The organism is Thiohalophilus sp. (assembly GCF_034521165.1).
In the GTDB taxonomy this organism is placed as follows: Bacteria; Pseudomonadota; Gammaproteobacteria; order UBA6429; family Thiohalophilaceae; genus Thiohalophilus.
Window position 1 is genome coordinate 86,862 of sequence record NZ_JAXHMV010000002.1, and the last position, 18,712, is coordinate 105,573.

Below are 18,712 nucleotides of genomic sequence, written 5' to 3' on the forward strand. Positions count from 1 at the left end.
TAACAATGAAGGTCCGCAAAAGGGCCGGTTAATAACAAACCCCCATAAACTCAAAACAAGTGATTCCATCGGAGGAGCCCATGAAAAAGATTGCAATTCTGGCGATGACTGCAGCCCTGTCCCTGGCCGCGTGTGCCACCGGCCCGAGCATGACCCAGCAGGATGCCAACAGTGCCATCAGTGCCGCCAAATCCGAACTGAACAAGGCTGCCAGCATCAACTACGCCTGGCGCGAAACCGGCAATATGATCAAGGCTGCCGAAAAAGCCGCCAAAGAAGGCGAATATGGCAAGGCCGTCAGCTTGGCCAATGAAGCTCGCAAGCAGAGCGAACTGGCCCAGGTCCAGCAAAGTGAAGAAGAGGGTGCGGGTCCGCGCTTCTGAATCACGGCCAACGCTGTGTTAAAAAGGCCGGGTTCGCCCGGCCTTTTTTTATTGCCTGCCCAAATCTCTCCCGCTGCGGTATCCTCCCGCTATGGCTGAACTGACCTCCCCGCAACGCGATATCTACAGCGTCTCGCGACTCAACCGCGAGATTCGCACCCTGCTGGAAACGGGCTTTCCGGCCATCTGGCTGGAGGGGGAACTCTCCAACCTGGCCCGACCGGCCTCCGGCCATCTCTATTTCTCCCTCAAGGACGAGGCCGCCCAGGTGCGCTGCGCCATGTTCCGCAATCGCAACCTGCTGCTTAAATTCCGTCCGGAAAACGGCCTGCAGGTCATGGTCCGCGCCCGGGTCAGCCTGTACGAGGCGCGCGGCGATTATCAGCTGATCGTCGAACATATGGAGGAATCCGGGGACGGCGCCCTGCGCCGCGCGTTTGACGAACTCAAGGTCAAACTGGAAGCGGCCGGGCTGTTTGCCGCCACGCACAAACAGCCCTTGCCCCGTTTCCCGCAGCGTATCGGGGTGATCACGTCTCCCAGCGGCGCGGCCATCCGCGATATTGTCACTACCCTGCGGCGACGCTTTCCCGGCCTGCCGGTGGTGATCTACCCGGTGCCGGTGCAGGGGGAAAACGCCGCCCCGGCCATCGCCGCCGCCCTGCGCACCGCCGCCCGTCGCGATGAGTGCGATGTCCTGATCCTGGCCCGCGGCGGGGGCTCGCTGGAGGACTTGTGGCCCTTCAACGAGGAAGTGGTGGCGCGTGCGATTTACGACTGTCCGATTCCGGTGGTAAGCGGCGTCGGCCATGAGGTGGATGTCACCATCGCCGACTTTGCCGCCGATGTCCGGGCGCCGACCCCCACGGCCGCGGCGGAACTGGTCAGCCCCAGTCAGTACGAATGGCAACAGAGCTTCGCCCAGCTGGCCGGTCGCCTGACCCGACAGCTGCAGCAACAACTGCGCCATCGGGAGCAGCAGCTGAACTGGCTCGCCCGGCGCCTGCCCCATCCCCGGCGCTATCTGCAGTCGGTCGCCCAGCGGCTGGATGAGCTGGAGATTCGTCGCACCCAGGCCCTGCGTTATCAGTTGCAGCAACGCCAGTCGCAACTCAACACCCTGCGCGAGCGCTTGCAGCAGCACAATCCACGCCATGCCCTGCAGCGTCACGACGCCCACTGCCGACAACTTGCCACCCGCCTGCAGCACACCATGCATCGCGATTTACAGGACATGAACCGGCGCCTGCAGTATCTGGCGCGCTCACTGGAAACCGTGAGTCCGCTTGCCACCTTGAGTCGTGGATATGCTATTGTCACCACAGAAGCCGAAGATAAAGTGATTACCGATGTTAACCAGATCACGTTGCAAGGCCGAATCCGTGGCCGGCTGCATCGGGGTCGTTTCACCGCTGTTGTCGATGGGATCGAAGATGAAAAAAGCTAGTTTGCGTCTGTTTGCTCTTGTTGTTGCTGTTCTGTTTTATACCACCAGTGTTAGCGCGGCCACATTGCCCCGTCACCAGGCAATACCCGGCGGTGTCGCCGTCATCCCGTTGGGCGAGCCGGGACAACCGAAACCGGCGGTCACTTATCTTAAAAAACAGGTCATGGTGCGCGCCAATAATCGGCGCTGGGAAGCCGTGGTGGGGATTCCCCTGTCCGCCAAAGCCGGTATTCATCGCCTCAAAGTGGATAATGGCCAGCGCGAATTCAGCAAGGAATTTCGCGTGGTGGACAAGGACTATGAAACCACCCATATCACGATAACCAACCAGCGCATGGTCTCACCCACCAAGGAAGACATCGAGCGCCATTACCGGGAAAAGAAACAGATCATTGCCGCCATTCACAGCTGGAGCGAGCGGGAGCAGGTTGATGCGGCGTTTATCACCCCGGTTGAGGGTCGCTTCAGCAGCCCCTTCGGCCTCAAGCGTATTTATAACAATCAGGATCGCATTCGCCGTCATACCGGGCTGGATATCGCCGCCCCGGTGGGCACGCCCATACTCGCCCCGGCCAGCGGCACGGTCATCCGCACGGGCGATTACTTTTTTACGGGTAATACCGTCTTCATCGACCACGGTCAGGGACTGGTCACCATGTATTGCCATCTGGATAAAATTGATGTCGAGGAAGGCCAGCACATCAACCAGAGTCAACAACTGGGTGAAGTCGGCATGACCGGCCGGGTCAGCGGCCCCCACCTGCACTGGGCGGTCTTTCTCAATCAGTTCAAGGTCGATCCCAAGCTCTTCATGAGCCAGCTGGAAGAGTAAACAAGCGTTTCGAATAGCAATACAGGCAAGCGGAACAGCCGCGTCTGCCACAGGGAAGGGACGAGGAAAATCAAAACTCGCCCCATCGACCGCAGGAGCGGCTGCGCCGCGATAAACCTGACCGCGCGGCACGATCTATCGCGCCAAAGGCGCTCCTGCAGGCCGTCGGTTCAAGCTATTTTCCTCGTCCCGACCCTTCGCCAGAACCGTCAGCCACAGGGAAGGGACGAGGAAGATCAAAACTCGTCCCCATCGACCGTAGGAGCGGCTGCGCCGCGATAAACCTGACCGCGCGGCACGATCTATCGCGCCAAAGGCGCTCCTGCAGGCCGTCGGTTCAAGGTATTTTCCTCGTCACTCGTCACTCGTCCCTGGGCCCTGTATTTTAGATACCGCTGCGCCATATCGGGCCTGCAGATCCTGGTCGACAGGGTACCCAGCTTTAATACTCTCGCAGAGACGCAGAGCGCACAGAGTATGAGCAATATCCGATTTCTTTGCGCCGTGGCGTCTTGGCGAGAGATAAGCTTTTCCTTCTACTGCACACCGGACCCAAATAGATACACCACCGAAACACCGAACACCCGAACCAGCAACCCGATAGAGGCCCGATATTGCTACCTGGTATATGGCCTGCAGGTCAGAAGACCTGTTATAACCGATTCGGGATCTCGTTCAGACAAACTCCCCCACAAATGATTTGCCTCGCTGATAATCCTCCAGGCGTCGTCCGTGACCGCGGCGACGTTCGACACCACCGGTCAGCTGTCGATAATCGGTCCGGCTGCACAGGCGCCGATCCCGGCGCTGGCGACGTTCGCGCCGGGGCCGGCTGGTCGGCTCCGGGCCTGTCACTTCGATGGGCTGGCTCTGGGTCTTGCCCAGTTGTGTCAGGATACGCGGCAGCGGAAACTGCGCCAGATATTCCGCGGGCAGTTCCAGCAAGCGGGACTTGAACTCGTCGGGGGCGAACAGCATGGGAATAATATTATTATAGTAACTGGCTTGCGGGGTCATTCTGAGACTATCCCCCTCCTGCGCCAGATAGCCCAGCTGTTTCAACACCCGAACCAGTTCTCCGAACACCTCCTCCAGATTAACACTGTATTTCTGCCTCACCGTCTGTAGCGAGACTTCGGTAAAGCGCAGTTTACTGGTAATTTCGCGCGCCATTTCCATCTCCGGCGACAAGGCATCAACGCTGACAATCGGCGGCTTGCCTTCATCCAGCAGCTGATAATAGGATTTAAGTGTCATGGCATTTTGATAGGGTTTGCGTGGTGCATAGCCCTGGGACGAGATCCCCAGAGCCAGCAAGGTCAGATTATCCCAGCGACGCAACTGATGCTGATAAGACGCGGCATCTGGTTTGACAAAAATATTCTGTAATACCGCCCGATAGCCCTGACTGTCCAGATAATCGCTGGCTCCGGCAAACAGCTCAATCTTGCGCTGATAGTGCTCGTCCTCCGGTGGCCCTTCGCCGGCATGTGTCTGACAACGTTGACGATCCAGCGCGTAGATAGAAAGACTGGGAATATCCAGTTCAACAAAGGTTTCCAGCGTGTTACGCAGGGCATGCTCCGATTCGCCATCGAAACCGTACATGGTATCGACATTGACGTTACCGATAACCCTCCGTGCATAAGTCAGCTCTTCGATGGCCTCGCTGACCGAGTAATAGCGGTTCATCCCGGCCAGCAGCGTTTCATCCAGGCTCTGGATACCATAACTCAGACGATTGACGCCCAGTGCCCGAAGCAGATCCACCTTGCTCGCTGGCAAGGTCCCCGGCGAAGCCTCGATGCTAATCTCCGCCTCCGGCGCAAGATCAAAATGCTGCCGAATTCCCTCGATCAACCGGATTAACAGATAATCATCCAGGTAGGTCGGGGTCCCCCCGCCCAGGTAAACCGATTCACAGGTCTGTCCTTGCATATGTGGCGCATATAACTGCATTTCACGCAGCAGATAATCGACATACCGGGCCGATTGCTCTATCCCTTTGCCGGGGAAAACGGTGTAATAACAAAAATTGCACAGGGTCTTACAAAACGGGGTATGTAAATAAAGGCTGTAACGCTCCGGGATAACCGAGGGTTCAGACAGCAGTTGCGCCACCGATCCCGGCTGCGAGGCCGGTGGCAAAATCGGCGGCGGAAAGGTCCAGTCAAAACAGGGATAAAAATCATTTTGCACCTGCAACAGTTCCGGCAGGCGTGTTTCGAGATCATGCATCTCCGCCAGCGCGGCGGGGGTCGAATCGCCGGATACCACCTGTGGCGTACGGGTCAGTCGGGATTGCTTGTTGAAGTCGGGGCGAAAACGTTTCATGGCCACCTCCCTGTGTTGAGTTGTCTTGTCCGATATCCTTCCTACAATTAAACTAGCCAACTCCGAAAGCCGTGTCCGTCAACCTCATCACGTTTTTATGTCTGCAGTGAATTTTTCGATCCCCGACTGGGTCAACTGGATCGCACAGGACGCCAATGGCAACTGGTGGGGTTACAGTGTCGAACCCCTTCAACATGACCGGGGCTGGTATGAAAACGAAGTCGGTCGGTGTCAGCTGCTGGGGGCGGACCAGCCCAATTCGAACTGGCAGGACACATTAGCGCACGTGCCGCATCGGGCACTTGCTGACACCACGGATTAACGAATCACCGGGGAATGAATCGATGACACGGCAGGCTTGCAACAATCAAAAATGGCAAGCGGCGAGTTTGTCGTGAGAATCAACAAACTCGCAGCCAGATCAGAATATAAAAAGTGTGATGTTTCGGGAGATCAGTAAGGTATCAGCGCTGATAATGCAGCCTGATATTGCCCCGTCGGCAATAGAGGTTGCTCCGATCCGAAGTCTGGCAACGGGCCGTCAATGACGGTTCCTGCCAGCCCTGCTCCAGTTTCAGACCATGCGGATCGGCCTGCATGCCGCGTGAGTCCGCCTGATCCAGCTTGATTGCATTGTAATTGTATTTGACCTGGAAACTGCCGTCGGCGTTGAAGTCGGTCAATGTTGCCTTGGTCGTATAGGTCACGCGCATCCCGTTGATGACCCGCTGTTTTTCGCTGGAGAAACAGACGACTTCGGCATCCGAGGCACTCAGACAGTGGGTGCTGGCAGACGGTAAAAAGTCGGCCGGCTGTGCGTCCCGCTGCCATTGGTTGTTTAACACCAGTTCGGCAAGATTGGGAATATTGACGCGCCGGGTTGCTGCCGGTTTGCTGGAGGCGGCAGCCGCCTGTTTTTGCTGCGCGGCTCTGGCTCTGGCCTGTTGCTCGCGTTGTTTGCGCAACGCGGCTTCCCGGGCACGGGCCGCCGCGGCCGCCTGTTTGCGTTTTTGCTCTTCGGCGCGGCGCTGCTTTTCGGCCTGCTCCTGCTGCCGCTGCTCTTCTTTCATGGCGGCGATACGGCGTTTCATGACCGCCTCGCTGCGGGCAAAGGCCGCCTTGTTCATGCGCTCCTCGGCCAGGGTACTGCCGTTTTCCGCGGCCTGCTTGTACCATTCCATGGCCTGTTTAAGATCCTCTTCCACCCCCATCCCGTTTTCATACATCACACCGAGCTTGTACTGGGCGGCACCATGCTGCTGTGCAGCGGCCTTGCGATACCACTCAAAGGCTTTTTTCATATTCTCCTGCGTACCGCGACCTTCTTCATAGGCATTGGCCACATAATACTGGGCATCGGCATCGCCCCGCTCGGCCAGAATCATATCCAGTTTGAACTGGCCCATATCGGCCATCAGCGGCGCGGAAAACCCGGCACCCGCCAGGGCGGCCACCAGAATCAGAACCTTGTAAAAATAATTTGTCATCGTCTTCTGCCTGCTGTGCGTACGACTTATTTACAGATTGACATCACCCGGGCAGCCGGCCCCTTGCAGGGATCCGACTTGAAACGCTCATCGTTGGTCTCGACCTGTTCGGGCTGGCTTTCTGACGGTGTGGGTTTTTCAGCCGCTTTGGCCTTTGCCTCGGCTTCGGCGCGGGCTTTTTCCAGCCGGGCCTGCTCCCGGGCCTTGCGCCGGGCTTCAGCTTCGGCTTTTTGACGCGCGAGTTCTTTGGCCCGGGCCTCGGCTTCACGCCGGGCCTTTGCCTCCGCTTCGCGGCGAGCCTGCTCCTCGGCGCGTTGTTTGGCCTGGGCCTCCTGACGGGCTTTTTGCCGGGCGGCTTCCCGGGCTTGACGCGCCTCCTGTGCCTTGCGTTCGGCCTCGGCGCGGCGTTTTGCCTCCTCGGCGCGACGCCGGGCTTCACGGGCTCGCTCGGCCTCTTCGCTGGCGGCCTGGCTTTGCGCCTGACGGGCACGCTTCACGCGCGCGATGGCCGCCTGGGCATCGCTATGTCCGGCCGCGCGGGCTTTTTCATACATCTCGAGCGCCTTGTCGTAACTCTGCTCGGTGCCCTGGCCCTGTTCATACATCTCGCCGAGCTTCATCATGGCACCGGCACTGCCGTTGTTGGCCATCTTTTGCTGAAACGAAAACAGGCTTTTCAGCGGATCGTCCTGCGCCACGGCAACACCGCCGAGTACAAAACCCAGCAAGATAATTAAAAGCGACTTTTTCATTCTCGAAAGACTTCGCCAGTCGGTTAATTAAGCGGTTGAAGAAAAGTATCGGCCCTCCCTGGAGGGCCGATCGAACGTTAATCAGGGAATGATCAGTACCACGTTGACGCTCTTGTCGAGGTACTTGCCATCGATATAGCCAATGGCGCCCGGATTACGGGCCACCCACTCTTTCACGGCCTCATCGCCGGCGATCACCCGGGGCGGTTTGCCCTTGCCGGTGAACTTGAGTCTGGACCAGTGGCGATTCACCTCGCTGGCCGACTTTCTGACCACCGCCTTGTAGAACTTCTCGCGGACCGGGCTGTTGGTAGACTGATCCACCGGTTTGGCGGATACGCCGTTGGGAAAGCTTTTGCTGTTGCCCATATAGATATCGGCCACCTGTTCACGGGAAACACCGATTTCCTTGACGCCGGGGTGGGTGATGACCGCAATCTCCGCCTGGACGGTCTGAATCCCGGCCAGCAGCAATACGAGGACCGCCGCCTTGCTAAAGACATTCTGTAACTTACGCATTGGACTCTCTCTTAAAAAATCGTATCGAAGGTGACGGTATAGATATTGCCGTCTTCCACGGTACCGGCATTGAACAGGCCGTAGGTACTACCGGCCGAGTTCGCTTGCGGCTCCGCATTCATGATTTCAAATTTGATCGCGGAAGCGTCACCGATTTCGGTGCGCAGCCCCAGAGCTACGGACTCCTGGACCTGGGCAACCGGCGATTTGAAATCACCTTCGTCGATTTTGGCGTAAGTCACATAAGGCAGGAAGCGATCCACCCGGTAACCCAGGGTGAGGTAATAGGCTTCCTGATCAGGGAAAGCAAATTGCATGGCCTGACTGTCATCGGTATCACGAATGATGTATTCGCTGTAGGCCACCATGTCGTTCCAGTCGATAGTGAACCCGGCAGAAGTAAATGAACCGGGCGCTTCATCCAGGGTAAATGGACCGACTTGAGCATTAACATCAGTTTCATAGTAACCCAAACGGAAGCTACCTATATCGCCGGAAACTGAAACATTGAGCCCACGAGAATTCGGGGTTTCAAAACTAACTGGATCACCAGGTTTTGAACCCGTCGAGAACATTGCGTCCATAAAGTCAGCTGACTCGGGTAACATTCGTGCATCATGTGTCCCGTTACCGGCATAGATCTCGAACAGATAGCGCAGATCGCCCACGTTTTTCTGCCAGATCAGATCCAGCCCGCTCAACGCCTCGATGGGGTTGGTACTGTAGACTTCCAGCGGCGGCCGCACCCAGGGATAAGCGTAACCGACGTCCTTGTAGTCGGAGATCATGTAGAACGGGCCCTTGTATTTGCCCATTCGCAGTTCCAGCTCGTCATTGAAATGGTAGGAGGCGTAGGCCCACTGGGTGTCGATGTCGTAGTTATCGGCACCGCCCTGGGCGTGCAGAACCACGGTCATGTCGACCTTGTCAGAAGCCGCCGCCGAAAACTGCAGACCAATATCGTTATCTTCGGTGTCGAACCGGGCGGTATCGTCCGCCAGTTCGAAATAATAGGGAACCGGATTGCCGTTCGAGTCTTCGCTGTCGCTGTAGGTGCCGGCAAAGGAGGCATAGCCGCTGACGGTCACTTCCACCGCCTGGAGCGGCAGTGAAACGCACGCCAGCAACCCGCCCGCCAGGGCAAGGATGTGCTTATTCATTGTTGTTCTCCCAATGTGTGTATCCGGGCCGGATCGTCAACCAGGCAAGTGCACGAACCGTCGGACAAGAAATACCCAATGGTATTACCCCAAACGGCGTTCATTCTAGCGAAACGCTGGTTAGAATTAAACCAGAGTGTAACAATTATGTGACAAAAGAAACCGGAATATCTGCCCGAATATCACAGGGTTAGGGTTTTCCCTGAGTCATGAGATGGGTTATGACATTGCCCGCGAGAGGGTTATTTGCTGCGTTTGGCCACAAAGCGACGCAGGCGCTGGCGCTTGTGCACCTGGCGCGCGGTGAGTTTGTTTTTCTTGCCAGCGAAGGGATTGTCGCCGCTGCGTAACTCGATCTGGACCGGTGTACCCTCGAGTTTCAGATGTTTTTGAAAGCCGTTGATCAGATAACGGCGGTAACTGTCCGGCACGGACGCGGTCTGGTTACCGTGGATCACGATCACCGGCGGGTTCTGCCCGCCCTGATGAGCAAACCGCAGCTTGATGCGGCGACCGCGCACCAGCGGCGGCGGATGGGCCTCGACCAAATCGTGCAACAGCCGGGTCAGGGCCGCCGTGGAGAGCGTCCGGGTCGCCGACTCATACGCGGTGATGATCGATTCAAACAGGTGCCCGACATTGGTGCCGTGCAGGGCCGAGATGAAATGCACCTCGGCAAAACCGAGAAACGGGAGTTTGGCCTCCAGCTCGCGCCGGATCCAGTCACGCTGCTCCTGCTGCAGGCCGTCCCATTTGTTGACCGCCAGCACCAGCGCCCGGCCGGACTCCAGCACAAACCCGAGCAGGCTGGCGTCCTGTTCGCTGATGCCCTGGTGGGCATCGAGCAGCATCAACACCACATGCGCATCCTTGATGGCCTGCAAGGTCTTGATCACACTGAACTTTTCCACCGTTTCCTTGACCCGGCTGCGGCGCCGCACCCCGGCGGTGTCGATCAGCACATAGGCCTGACCGTCGCGCTCGAAGGGCAGATAGAGACTGTCCCGGGTGGTGCCCGGCATATCATAGGCCAGCACCCGCTCCTCGCCGAGAATGCGATTGACCAGGGTCGATTTGCCCACATTGGGCCGGCCGATGATCGCCACCTTGATGCCGGCCGGTTCCGCCGCCGGCACCGTCTCGGCTTCGGGCAGGCTCGCCAGCACGGCGTTGATCAACGGCTTGAGGCCACGCCCCTGGCTGGCGGCGATCGCGCAGGGCGCCCCCAGCCCCAGGGCATGGAACTCGGCACAGACCAGATCGGCATCGCGACCGTCGGCCTTGTTGACCACCAGATAAACCGGCTTGCCCGTTTGACGCAGACGCTCGGCAATCTGTTGATCGTCCGGCATCAGCCCGGCATGGGCATCGACCATAAACAGCACCACATCGGCCTGTTCCACCGCCAGCCAGGCCTGGCTGGCCATCAGGCTGTCCAGCGTGTCGTCCTCGCCGCTGAGACCGCCGGTATCCACCACGATATAGGGCTTGTCACCCAGCTTGCCATCGCCGAACTGGCGATCCCGGGTCAGCCCCGGTTGATCGGCCACCAGCGCATCCCGCGAGCGGGTCAGGCGATTGAACAGGGTGGACTTGCCGACATTGGGACGACCGACGAGCGCGATGACCGGTTGCATGGACGTTCCTGAATCAGAGTGCTGACAAGTTGAAATGCGACACCGTTATTCGGCCCGCCCGAAGGCGGCCAGATAACCCTTGCGATCCACCGCGATGACCCGCTCGCCGGCCACCAGCGGCCGGGTCAACACGTTGTTTTCCTTGCGAAACGCCGGATCGTAACCGTCGTATTCATCGGTCATCAGATAAAACCCGGCGTTGATGCGGGCGCGCCCGGCCAGCTCCCCGCTTTCGCGCAGCAACCAGTGCAAATAGCCGTCGTAATCGGCCACCACCAGATAGGGCCCATCCAGTTGCGGGCGCGTGACACTGCGCCGCAGCAGCTTGTCCTGGCGCCACAGGGTGGCCCCGTTACGCCGGTTCAGCGCCAGGACCTGGCCCTCGCTGTCACTGAGATAAATCCGGTAATCATCCACCGCCATGCCGGTATAGGAAGACATATCCCGGGCCCAGACAATGCGCCCCGAACTGATGTCGACCGCCGCCAGCCGCCCCTGATAGGTCACGGCATACACCACGTCGCCGACCACCACCGGATCGGCATCGATATCGATCATACGCTCCAGTTCGGTCTTGCCCGAGGGATAACTGATCGCCGTCTCCCAGAATACCGAACCGTTGCTCAACACCAGGGCGCTCAGGCGGCCGTTGTCGGAGCCGGCAATCACCAGGTCGTTGGCTATCACCGGTGCGCTGTTACCGCGCAGAGTCAGCGCCGGCACGCTGCGATCGTAAACCCATCGGCGCGCGCCACTGTCGGCCTCCAGGGCGAACAGTTTGCCGTCGTTGGTGCGCGCCACCACCGTCCCGTCGGCCACGGCCGGTGCGGCGATCACTTCACTGGAGACCTCGGCGCGCCAGAGGATCTCGCCATCATCGGCGGACAGGGCCACCACCTCGCCCTGGCGGGTCCCGAAATAAAGGCGACCGTTGTCATACACGGCGCCGGTGGCCAGTTCCAGATCGGTCTGACGTTCCCACTGGAGCTTGCCGGTAGCCAGCTCGAAGGCTTTGACATAGCCCTGATAGTCGGCCGCGTAGCCTGTTTGCTCATGGTGGCGAACCGGCAAATGCAGATATTGCTCTCCCACCCCGCGACCGGCCTGGCCCGACCAGAGGCTCTCGATACGCACCTCGGGTTCGGCAAGCGGTTCCAGCTCACGCGGCGGCTTGAGATTGGCGGAACTGCACGCGCTCAGTACCAGCGCCGCGCCGACCATCAACAGCAAGGATCTCACGGTTGCACCTCGTTATTCTGGATCGGGTCTCGACCCGCGCTGTCGGGGGACAGCTCGGCCAGTTTCATCTCCAGCAGCTGAAGGCGCAGCGGCTGGCTGGCCTGCTGAAGCGCAGTTTGATAGTGGCTGCGCGCCGCCTCCGGCTGCGAGCGAGCGACTTCGATATCGCCCCGGATTTCGGCGTAGATCGACGCGTAGCCTCCTTCGTCGACGCCTTCGAGCAGTTTGGCGGCCTGCCCGGGCTGCTCCCGGGCAATCAGCAGGCGGGCCAGCCGCTGGCGGGCCAGATGCGCGTATTCATCGGTCTTGCTGTTCTCCAGCGCCCAGCGCAAATGACGTTCGGCATTGTCCGCCTCACCGGCTTCCAGTTCCAGCCGGGCCATGCCCAGGGCTGCCAGGCTGGCATACACGGTTGAACCGTACTCATCGGTCAGGGTCCCGACCTGTTCCAGCGCCTGTTGCCGGTTGCCGGATTGCACGGCCATCATTACCTGGCTATAGAGCTGCGAGGCCTCTTGCCGGCTCGTTGCCTGGGCGTCGAACCAGTAACGCACCCCGACGATCCCGCCGATGCCCAGCACCACGCCGGCGATGACCGCCCGGCCGTTTTCCGCCCACCAGTCCTTGATCGCCTGGATGGTTTCTTCTTCGCTACGTTCAAACTGTGCCATTACTGTATCCTATTAATTAATGCGAGATTGGCGACGAAGCGTCAGGCCAGCGAAAAGTGCCGGGCCAAAAACGCGGCCAGTTGAGCCTGGGCCACTCCCTTTTGCCGTGTATCGCCACGCAAGTCCTTGACCATGACATGCTGGCTGGAGAGTTCCTCCTCGCCCAGAATCAGCGCCAGGGCCGCGCCACTGCGATCGGCCTTTTTCATCTGGCTTTTCAGACTGCCGCCACCGCAATGAACCTGCAGCCGCAACAACGGGCAGGCATCGCGCAGCTGCTCGGCCAACCGCAAGCCGGCTACCTCGGCTTCGGCACCGGGTAATACCAGATAAGCATGGGGCCGGTACGGTGTCTCATCGAAGGGGTGCTCATCCAGCAAGGCCACCAGCCGTTCCATTCCCAGGGCAAACCCCATCGCCGGGGTCGGCTTGCCGCCCAGTTGCTCGACCAGACCGTCGAAGCGGCCGCCGGCACACACCGTGCCCTGGGCGCCGAGCCGATCGGTGACCCATTCAAACACGGTTTTGGCGTAATAATCGAGCCCGCGGACCAGCCGTGGATTGACCCGGTATTCGATGCCAACGGCCTCCAGCAGTTCCCGCAGGCGGGCAAAATGCTCGGCCGATTCACTGTCCAGATGATCCTGCAGGCGCGGTGCCGCCTCGATCAGCGCCTGCAGGTCCGGGTTCTTGCTGTCGAGAATCCGCAGCGGATTACTGTGCAGCCGCCGCTGGCTGTCCTCATCGAGCTGCGCCTGATGGGCACTGAAGTACTCGACCAGGACCTCACGATAGGCACGTCGTGCTTCGCTGGTGCCCAGCGTATTGAGTTCCAGGCGAACATCGTCGGCCAGCCCAAGCTGCTGCCAGAGCCGGGCGGTCAGGATGATCAGCTCGGCATCGATATCCGGCCCCGGCAGACCGAAGACCTCGACCCCGAGCTGGTAAAACTGGCGATAACGCCCTTTTTGCGGTCGCTCGTGGCGGAACATGGGGCCGGCATACCACAGCTTCTGTGTGCCCTGGTTCAGCAGGCCATTCTGGATGGCGGCACGCACACAACCGGCAGTCCCTTCGGGGCGCAAACTCAGGCTGTCGCCGTTGCGATCGGCGAAGGTGTACATCTCCTTTTCGACAATGTCGGTCACCTCGCCGATGGAGCGTTTGAACAGCTCGGTTTTTTCGACGATGGGCAGGCGGATCTGCTGATAGCCATAGCCGGCCATCAACTGCCCGAAGCGGGCCTCCACAAACTGCCAGCGCGGGGATTCTGCCGGCAGAATATCGTTCATACCCCGGATTGCCTGGACTGCGTTTGCCACGTTGATATCCTGTGCGGGTTGTCGGGCCGAAAAGTCTGTTTCCGGCACTGAAAAACGGCCGCCATTATACGCGATTCGGGTCGGGATGAGGCGAGGGATCGGCGTAAATTCTGCGCCTCGACCATTCCGGAGCAAGACAGGCTGGATAGATGTTCCAAATTACGCGTCAGACAGGGCCCGGCAGGGCCACTTCGACTTGTCAGTGGCGCCTGTTTCAAATCCGCTATCTAGATAAAAGTTCCCAATAGCCGATCACCCCCTCTGTAGGGTGGAACAAGCGAAGCGGTTCCACCTGCCCCCCGCAAAATCGGGATCCGTCGCGTTGCGCCTTGATCCAGGCGACTCGGTAAAATGGACGGGTATTCGGAACGCTGATTTAGCGCGATGGCAACAGCCCGAGGTCAAACGGCAGGGGAATGCTGAAAAACAGCCCGGCCAGCCCGGCGAGGATCAACACAATCAACACCAGATAGAGCCAGGTGCGATGTCCGCGTGTCCCCAGGCGGACCGGTTTGTCGTAATCAATATTCTCGGGAAGCAGTTCACTGGTTTCGGCCTGCTCGATCTGGACCGCCGCGACGATTTCGTCCTCCGGCAGTTTCAGCAAGCGGGCATAACTGCGCAGGTAGCCGAGAACATAGGTCTGCCCCGGCAAGCTGGCATAGTCGTCCTCTTCCAGGGCCTGAATGATGGTCACTTCCTGATGCAACTGACGGGCGGCCTCTTCGCGGGTCAGTTGCCGGGCTTCGCGGGCCTCGCGCAAACGCTTACCGGGCCACATGCGCGGTTCGGCGGGCGGCATTTCCGGTTGTTGTGACGCCTCCCGCTCCATGTTCGCTCCTTTATAATTTGCCCTGGCGTTCGAGTTTTCTCAGCTTGCTGGCTTCCTCGGAATCGGGAAACCGTCCCTTGAGCAACATCGCATAGCTGGCGACCCGATTTCTGTTACCTGCTTGGCGTTCCAGCAAAATCCCCAGCCACAGGCTCTGGGCGTTATGCTGACGACGCTCCAGGAACCGTTCCAGGTACTGGCGGGACTGGGTGTACAGACTCATGTCGAAGGTCATCCGGGCCATGCCCAGATTGGCCGCGGGCAGTTTGGGATCCAGGCGCAGCGCCTGCAGGTAATACTCCTCGGCCCGCTTGAGATTGTTCTGGGTTTCGGCACACTGGGCCATGTTCCCGTACACGCCGGCCTTGCCGGAGTAAACCGGATCTTCGAGCGCCTTGTTGAAATAGCGATCCGACTCGGCATATTTTTCCATATCGCAGAGCAATACCGCGTAATTGTTCAGCAACGAGGGATCGTTGGGGGTAATCTCCAACGCCTGCCTGAAATGGTCTTCGGCTTTCTGCGGCCGATCGACCCGGCGATACAGCTCACCCAGATAGTGGTGGGCCCGGGCATTATCTTCGTTCTGGCTTATCGCTTTTTGCAGCTTGCCCATGGCGCGTTCGTTATCGCCCTGCTGCATGTATCGAACGCCCAGCTCGGCATTGAGTTCGGAAGCCCGTTGCAGACGTTCATCGGACAGCTCCGGTTTACCGGTGGTGGTACAGGCGCCAAGCAACAGCGCCGGGATCAGTAACAGTCCATAACGCAGCTCTTGAGTCATGTTCCCACCCTGTTGATTGGCATCGGCTCGCTCGCACGACGAAGTTTGCGTTTGGTTTTATCCTGTACCTTGCCGGCCAACTGGCCGCAGGCGGCATCGATATCCTCACCCCGGGTCTTGCGGGTCACGGTCATCAGCCCGGCTTCCATCAAGATATCACGAAAGCGGTTGATGGTGGCCGCATCGGAACAGCGATAGTCGGTACCGGGGAACGGATTGAACGGAATCAGGTTAATTTTGGAGGGAACGTGGCGCAATAAGCGGATCAACGCCCGGGCATGCTCGGGGCTGTCGTTAATGCCATCGAGCATCACATACTCAAAGGTGATCTTGCGCCGCGAGTCGTCGGCCAGATAACGCTGGCAGGCGGCCATCAGTTCCCTGATCGGATACTTGCGGTTGATCGGCACCAGCTGATCGCGCAGTTCGTCATTCGGTGCATGCAGCGACACGGCCAGACTGACGTCACTGACCTGTTTGAGACGATCCAGCGCCGGGATAATACCGGAGGTACTGAGGGTCACGCGTCGCTTGGACAGGCCGTAGGCGTTATCTTCCATCATGATGTTCATGGCGCGCACGACATTGTCGAAATTCAGCAGCGGCTCGCCCATCCCCATCAACACGACGTTACTGATCGTGCGTTGCTGGCGCGGAATGGCATGCAGGCGCTGGTTGGCGACCCACAGCTGGCCAATAATTTCGGCGCTGGAGAGATTGCGGTTAAAACCCTGCTGCGCGGTCGAGCAGAAGGTGCAGTCCAGTGCACAACCGACCTGGGAAGAGATACACAGGGTGCCGCGATGATCCTCGGGAATGAATACCGTCTCGATACAGTTGCCGTTATCTACCTGCAACAGCCACTTGACGGTGCCATCTTCGGAACGTTGTTCACTGACCACTTGCGGCGGGCGAATTTCCGCCACCTGGTCAAGTTTTTCACGCAGTCCCTTGGCAAGATTGGTCATGGCGCCGAACTCGTCGACACCAAACTGATAGATCCATTTCATCACCTGGGTAGCACGAAAGGCCTTCTCGCCCTGTTCGGCGAAAAAGGCCTGCAAGCCTGCCTGATCCAGATTCAGCAGATTGACTTTATCGTGCTCGCTCAAAGTGATATATGCTCCTCGGGGTGCGTCGTATTAGCGGGTACGCGGACAGATTTCATCGTCCTTGAAGAAGAACGCGATTTCCGCTTTGGCGGTTTGGGGCGCATCGGAACCGTGTACCGCATTTTCATCCACGGTCCTGGCAAAGTCGGCGCGAATGGTGCCCGGTGCGGCTTCCTGCGGATTGGTGGCGCCCATCACTTCCCGGTTTTTGGCAATGGCCTCCTCGCCTTCGAGCACCTGAACCATGACCGGACCGGAGGTCATGAATTCGACCAGTTCATTATAAAAGGGACGTTCCTTGTGCACGGCATAGAACTCCCCGGCCTGCTCCTGGCTCAGGTGCAGCATCCGCGCGGCGACGACTTGCAGACCGGCTTTTTCAAAGCGGCTGTAAATCTCGCCGATCACATTCTTGGCGACGGCATCGGGTTTGATAATGGAAAGCGTACGTTCAACGGCCATGCACAGTGTCTCCTGAATTCGATTAGCAAGATAGCATAAACCCGCACCGGGGCGCGGGTTTAAATCACAAATGGTAATAGGGAATTTTATCCCCATGCCGGGGTGACAGGCAATCCACAGGTGTGGCCGACATGCGCCGCCCGGTGCGAAGCCGGGCGGGCCGGGATTCAGCTGCCGGAGGCGACCTTACTGTCTTCGCCCTGGGGCGAGTGGAAGGTTACCTGCTGCTGGCGTTCCTGGCGAGCGGCCACTTCCTGGACCCCCTGACGCTCGACCAGTTGCCCCAGGCTGATGCCCTTGAGGAAGTCGTGAATCTGCTCGCTCAGGTCGGTCCACAGCTCGTGGGTCAGGCACTGCTGATCGTCCTGGCAATTGGACAGGCCACCGCAACGGGTGGTTTCGACCTTTTCATCCACCGCGGTGATGACATCGGCCACGGCCACTTCATGGGCATCCCGGCTCAGACGATAGCCGCCGCCCGGACCCCGGGTGCTGTCGACCAGGCCGTTTTTGCGCAGCTTGGAGAACAATTGCTCCAGATAGGAGAGGGAAATGCCCTGACGCTGGGAAATATCCGCCAGCGTGATCGGACCCTCTTTATAATGCAGCGCCAGATCCAGCATGGCGGTCACGGCGTAGCGGCCTTTGGTAGTCAGTCTCATTGCTCAGTCCTGTCTCGTAATGTGGGTTTACCATCAACGTTCTGCTAACTTAGCAAGCCCTACTATTTTAGTCAAGAATCTGACGGCAGCTTTATGGTCGATTTTTAACCCTATTATACTCAGGACTTTTCAGACTTGTCAGGCTCTTCCGCCGACTCCGCGCTGGCGGCGAATTCATCGGCCTGCTTCAGATCGCGGGCGCTGATCTCGCAGGCGCCGAGATCGGGCAGCTCCACCTCCTCCTCCATACCGAGGGTCTTGAGCGAGTGGCACATCGTTTCCATCTGCTGGTCCATGGCATGAATGTGATCCAGCATGCAATTGATGGCGTTGGCCACCGGATCGGGCATATCCTGGGTGGTGCCATAGGCATCGAAGCCAATCCTGGCGGCGAAGGCCTTGCGTCGTTCATCCTCCGGCCCCGGTTCCCCGCCCGATTCCACTTTGGTCACGACGCGTCCGGGAATCCCGACGACCGTCGCCCCGGCCGGCACATCCTTGACCACCACCGCGTTGGAGCCGACCCGCACCCCTTCGGCCAGGGTGATGGGCCCCAGCACCTTGGCGCCCGCGCCGACCACCACATCATTGGCCAGAGTGGGATGGCGTTTGCCCTTTTGCCAGGTGGTGCCGCCCAGGGTCACGCCATGGTAGAGGGTGCAATCATCGCCGATCTCGGCGGTCTCGCCGATCACCACGCCCATGCCGTGGTCGATAAAAAAGCGCCGGCCGATTTGCGCCCCGGGATGGATCTCGATCCCGGTCACCCAGCGACCCAGATTGGAGAGCAACCGCGCCAGCCATTTGAGGTGGTGAGTCCACAGGGCGTGAGTGAACCGATGCAGCACCACCGCATGCAACCCCGGATAGGTGGTCAGCACCTCGAAGGTATTGCGCGCGGCGGGATCCCGCTCGAACACACACTGGATATCTTCTCTGATTCGTCCAAACATCATCTGTTTACCGACACCGACCTGTCTGTTGGTGGTATTAAACGCTCGCCAAGGCGCAGAGCAGCAGCAAGAAAAATGTTCGTTTTGCGGCAGTGGCTCAATCAAGCGCAGTGCCAGAACGCTG

19 protein-coding genes are annotated in these 18,712 nt (G+C 59.1%); 4 read left to right on the top strand and 15 right to left on the bottom strand.

Going from position 1 to position 18,712, the window contains the following annotated elements:
• Positions 1–80: 80 nt before the first annotated feature.
• From U5K34_RS02145 to U5K34_RS02155, 3 genes are all read left to right on the top strand, one after another.
• Positions 81–383, top strand: a complete 303-nt coding sequence (locus tag U5K34_RS02145; RefSeq protein ID WP_322566871.1) for a hypothetical protein — start codon at positions 81–83, stop codon at positions 381–383.
• Positions 384–474: 91 nt separating this feature from the next.
• Positions 475–1,830, top strand: coding sequence for an exodeoxyribonuclease VII large subunit (xseA, locus tag U5K34_RS02150; RefSeq protein ID WP_322566872.1), 1,356 nt, complete (start codon positions 475–477; stop codon positions 1,828–1,830).
• Positions 1,817–2,662, top strand: a complete 846-nt coding sequence (locus tag U5K34_RS02155) for a peptidoglycan DD-metalloendopeptidase family protein (RefSeq protein WP_322566873.1) — start codon at positions 1,817–1,819, stop codon at positions 2,660–2,662. Before xseA ends, U5K34_RS02155 begins: the two co-directional genes overlap by 14 nt.
• A 675-nt stretch (positions 2,663–3,337) precedes the next feature.
• Here the strand turns inward: U5K34_RS02155 and U5K34_RS02160 are convergent.
• A complete protein-coding gene (locus U5K34_RS02160; protein WP_322566874.1) occupies positions 3,338–4,996 on the bottom strand; it encodes a coproporphyrinogen-III oxidase family protein in 1,659 nt (552 codons plus the stop codon).
• Positions 4,997–5,102: 106 nt separating this feature from the next.
• Here U5K34_RS02160 and U5K34_RS02165 point away from each other — a divergent pair, with 106 nt between their 5' ends.
• Complete coding sequence (locus U5K34_RS02165) at positions 5,103–5,318, top strand: hypothetical protein (protein ID WP_322566875.1); 216 nt, start codon at positions 5,103–5,105, stop codon at positions 5,316–5,318.
• A gap of 142 nt (positions 5,319–5,460) precedes the next feature.
• Here the strand turns inward: U5K34_RS02165 and U5K34_RS02170 are convergent, their stop codons facing one another.
• The 14 genes from U5K34_RS02170 to cysE all read right to left on the bottom strand — a co-directional run bounded on the left by U5K34_RS02170 (position 5,461) and on the right by cysE (position 18,588).
• Entirely contained in the window at positions 5,461–6,483 is a 1,023-nt protein-coding gene (locus U5K34_RS02170) for a tetratricopeptide repeat protein (RefSeq protein WP_322566876.1), read from the bottom strand.
• 26 nt (positions 6,484–6,509) lie between these two features.
• Positions 6,510–7,235, bottom strand: a complete 726-nt coding sequence (locus tag U5K34_RS02175; protein ID WP_322566877.1) for a hypothetical protein — start codon at positions 7,233–7,235, stop codon at positions 6,510–6,512.
• 81 nt (positions 7,236–7,316) lie between these two features.
• The gene (locus U5K34_RS02180) at positions 7,317–7,754 is read right to left on the bottom strand and encodes a hypothetical protein (protein ID WP_322566878.1); all 438 of its coding nucleotides are present in this window, start codon (positions 7,752–7,754) and stop codon (positions 7,317–7,319) included.
• An 11-nt stretch (positions 7,755–7,765) separates the two neighbouring features.
• Positions 7,766–8,914, bottom strand: a complete 1,149-nt coding sequence (locus U5K34_RS02185) for a hypothetical protein (protein WP_322566879.1) — start codon at positions 8,912–8,914, stop codon at positions 7,766–7,768.
• Between the two features lie 242 nt (positions 8,915–9,156).
• Positions 9,157–10,551 (bottom strand): ribosome biogenesis GTPase Der, encoded by a 1,395-nt coding sequence (der, locus tag U5K34_RS02190; RefSeq protein ID WP_322566880.1) that lies wholly within the window; start codon positions 10,549–10,551, stop codon positions 9,157–9,159.
• Positions 10,552–10,596: 45 nt separating this feature from the next.
• The gene (gene bamB / locus U5K34_RS02195) at positions 10,597–11,790 is read right to left on the bottom strand and encodes an outer membrane protein assembly factor BamB (RefSeq protein ID WP_322566881.1); all 1,194 of its coding nucleotides are present in this window, start codon (positions 11,788–11,790) and stop codon (positions 10,597–10,599) included.
• Entirely contained in the window at positions 11,787–12,461 is a 675-nt protein-coding gene (locus U5K34_RS02200; protein WP_322566882.1) for a tetratricopeptide repeat protein, read from the bottom strand. Before U5K34_RS02200 ends, bamB begins: the two co-directional genes overlap by 4 nt.
• Before the next feature lie 41 nt (positions 12,462–12,502).
• Entirely contained in the window at positions 12,503–13,783 is a 1,281-nt protein-coding gene (hisS, locus tag U5K34_RS02205; RefSeq protein WP_322566883.1) for a histidine--tRNA ligase, read from the bottom strand.
• 376 nt (positions 13,784–14,159) lie between these two features.
• On the bottom strand, positions 14,160–14,615 hold the full coding sequence (locus tag U5K34_RS02210; protein WP_322566884.1) for a helix-turn-helix domain-containing protein: 456 nt from the start codon (positions 14,613–14,615) through the stop codon (positions 14,160–14,162).
• A 10-nt stretch (positions 14,616–14,625) separates the two neighbouring features.
• Complete coding sequence (gene pilW / locus U5K34_RS02215) at positions 14,626–15,399, bottom strand: type IV pilus biogenesis/stability protein PilW (protein ID WP_322566885.1); 774 nt, start codon at positions 15,397–15,399, stop codon at positions 14,626–14,628.
• Entirely contained in the window at positions 15,396–16,511 is a 1,116-nt protein-coding gene (gene rlmN / locus U5K34_RS02220) for a 23S rRNA (adenine(2503)-C(2))-methyltransferase RlmN (RefSeq protein WP_322566886.1), read from the bottom strand. The genes pilW and rlmN overlap by 4 nt, the downstream gene beginning before the upstream one ends.
• A 30-nt stretch (positions 16,512–16,541) precedes the next feature.
• Positions 16,542–16,973, bottom strand: a complete 432-nt coding sequence (gene ndk / locus U5K34_RS02225) for a nucleoside-diphosphate kinase (RefSeq protein WP_322566887.1) — start codon at positions 16,971–16,973, stop codon at positions 16,542–16,544.
• Between the two features lie 167 nt (positions 16,974–17,140).
• Complete coding sequence (gene iscR / locus U5K34_RS02230; protein WP_322566888.1) at positions 17,141–17,635, bottom strand: Fe-S cluster assembly transcriptional regulator IscR; 495 nt, start codon at positions 17,633–17,635, stop codon at positions 17,141–17,143.
• Between the two features lie 119 nt (positions 17,636–17,754).
• A complete protein-coding gene (gene cysE, locus U5K34_RS02235) occupies positions 17,755–18,588 on the bottom strand; it encodes a serine O-acetyltransferase (protein ID WP_416224003.1) in 834 nt (277 codons plus the stop codon).
• Positions 18,589–18,712 lie beyond the last annotated feature (124 nt).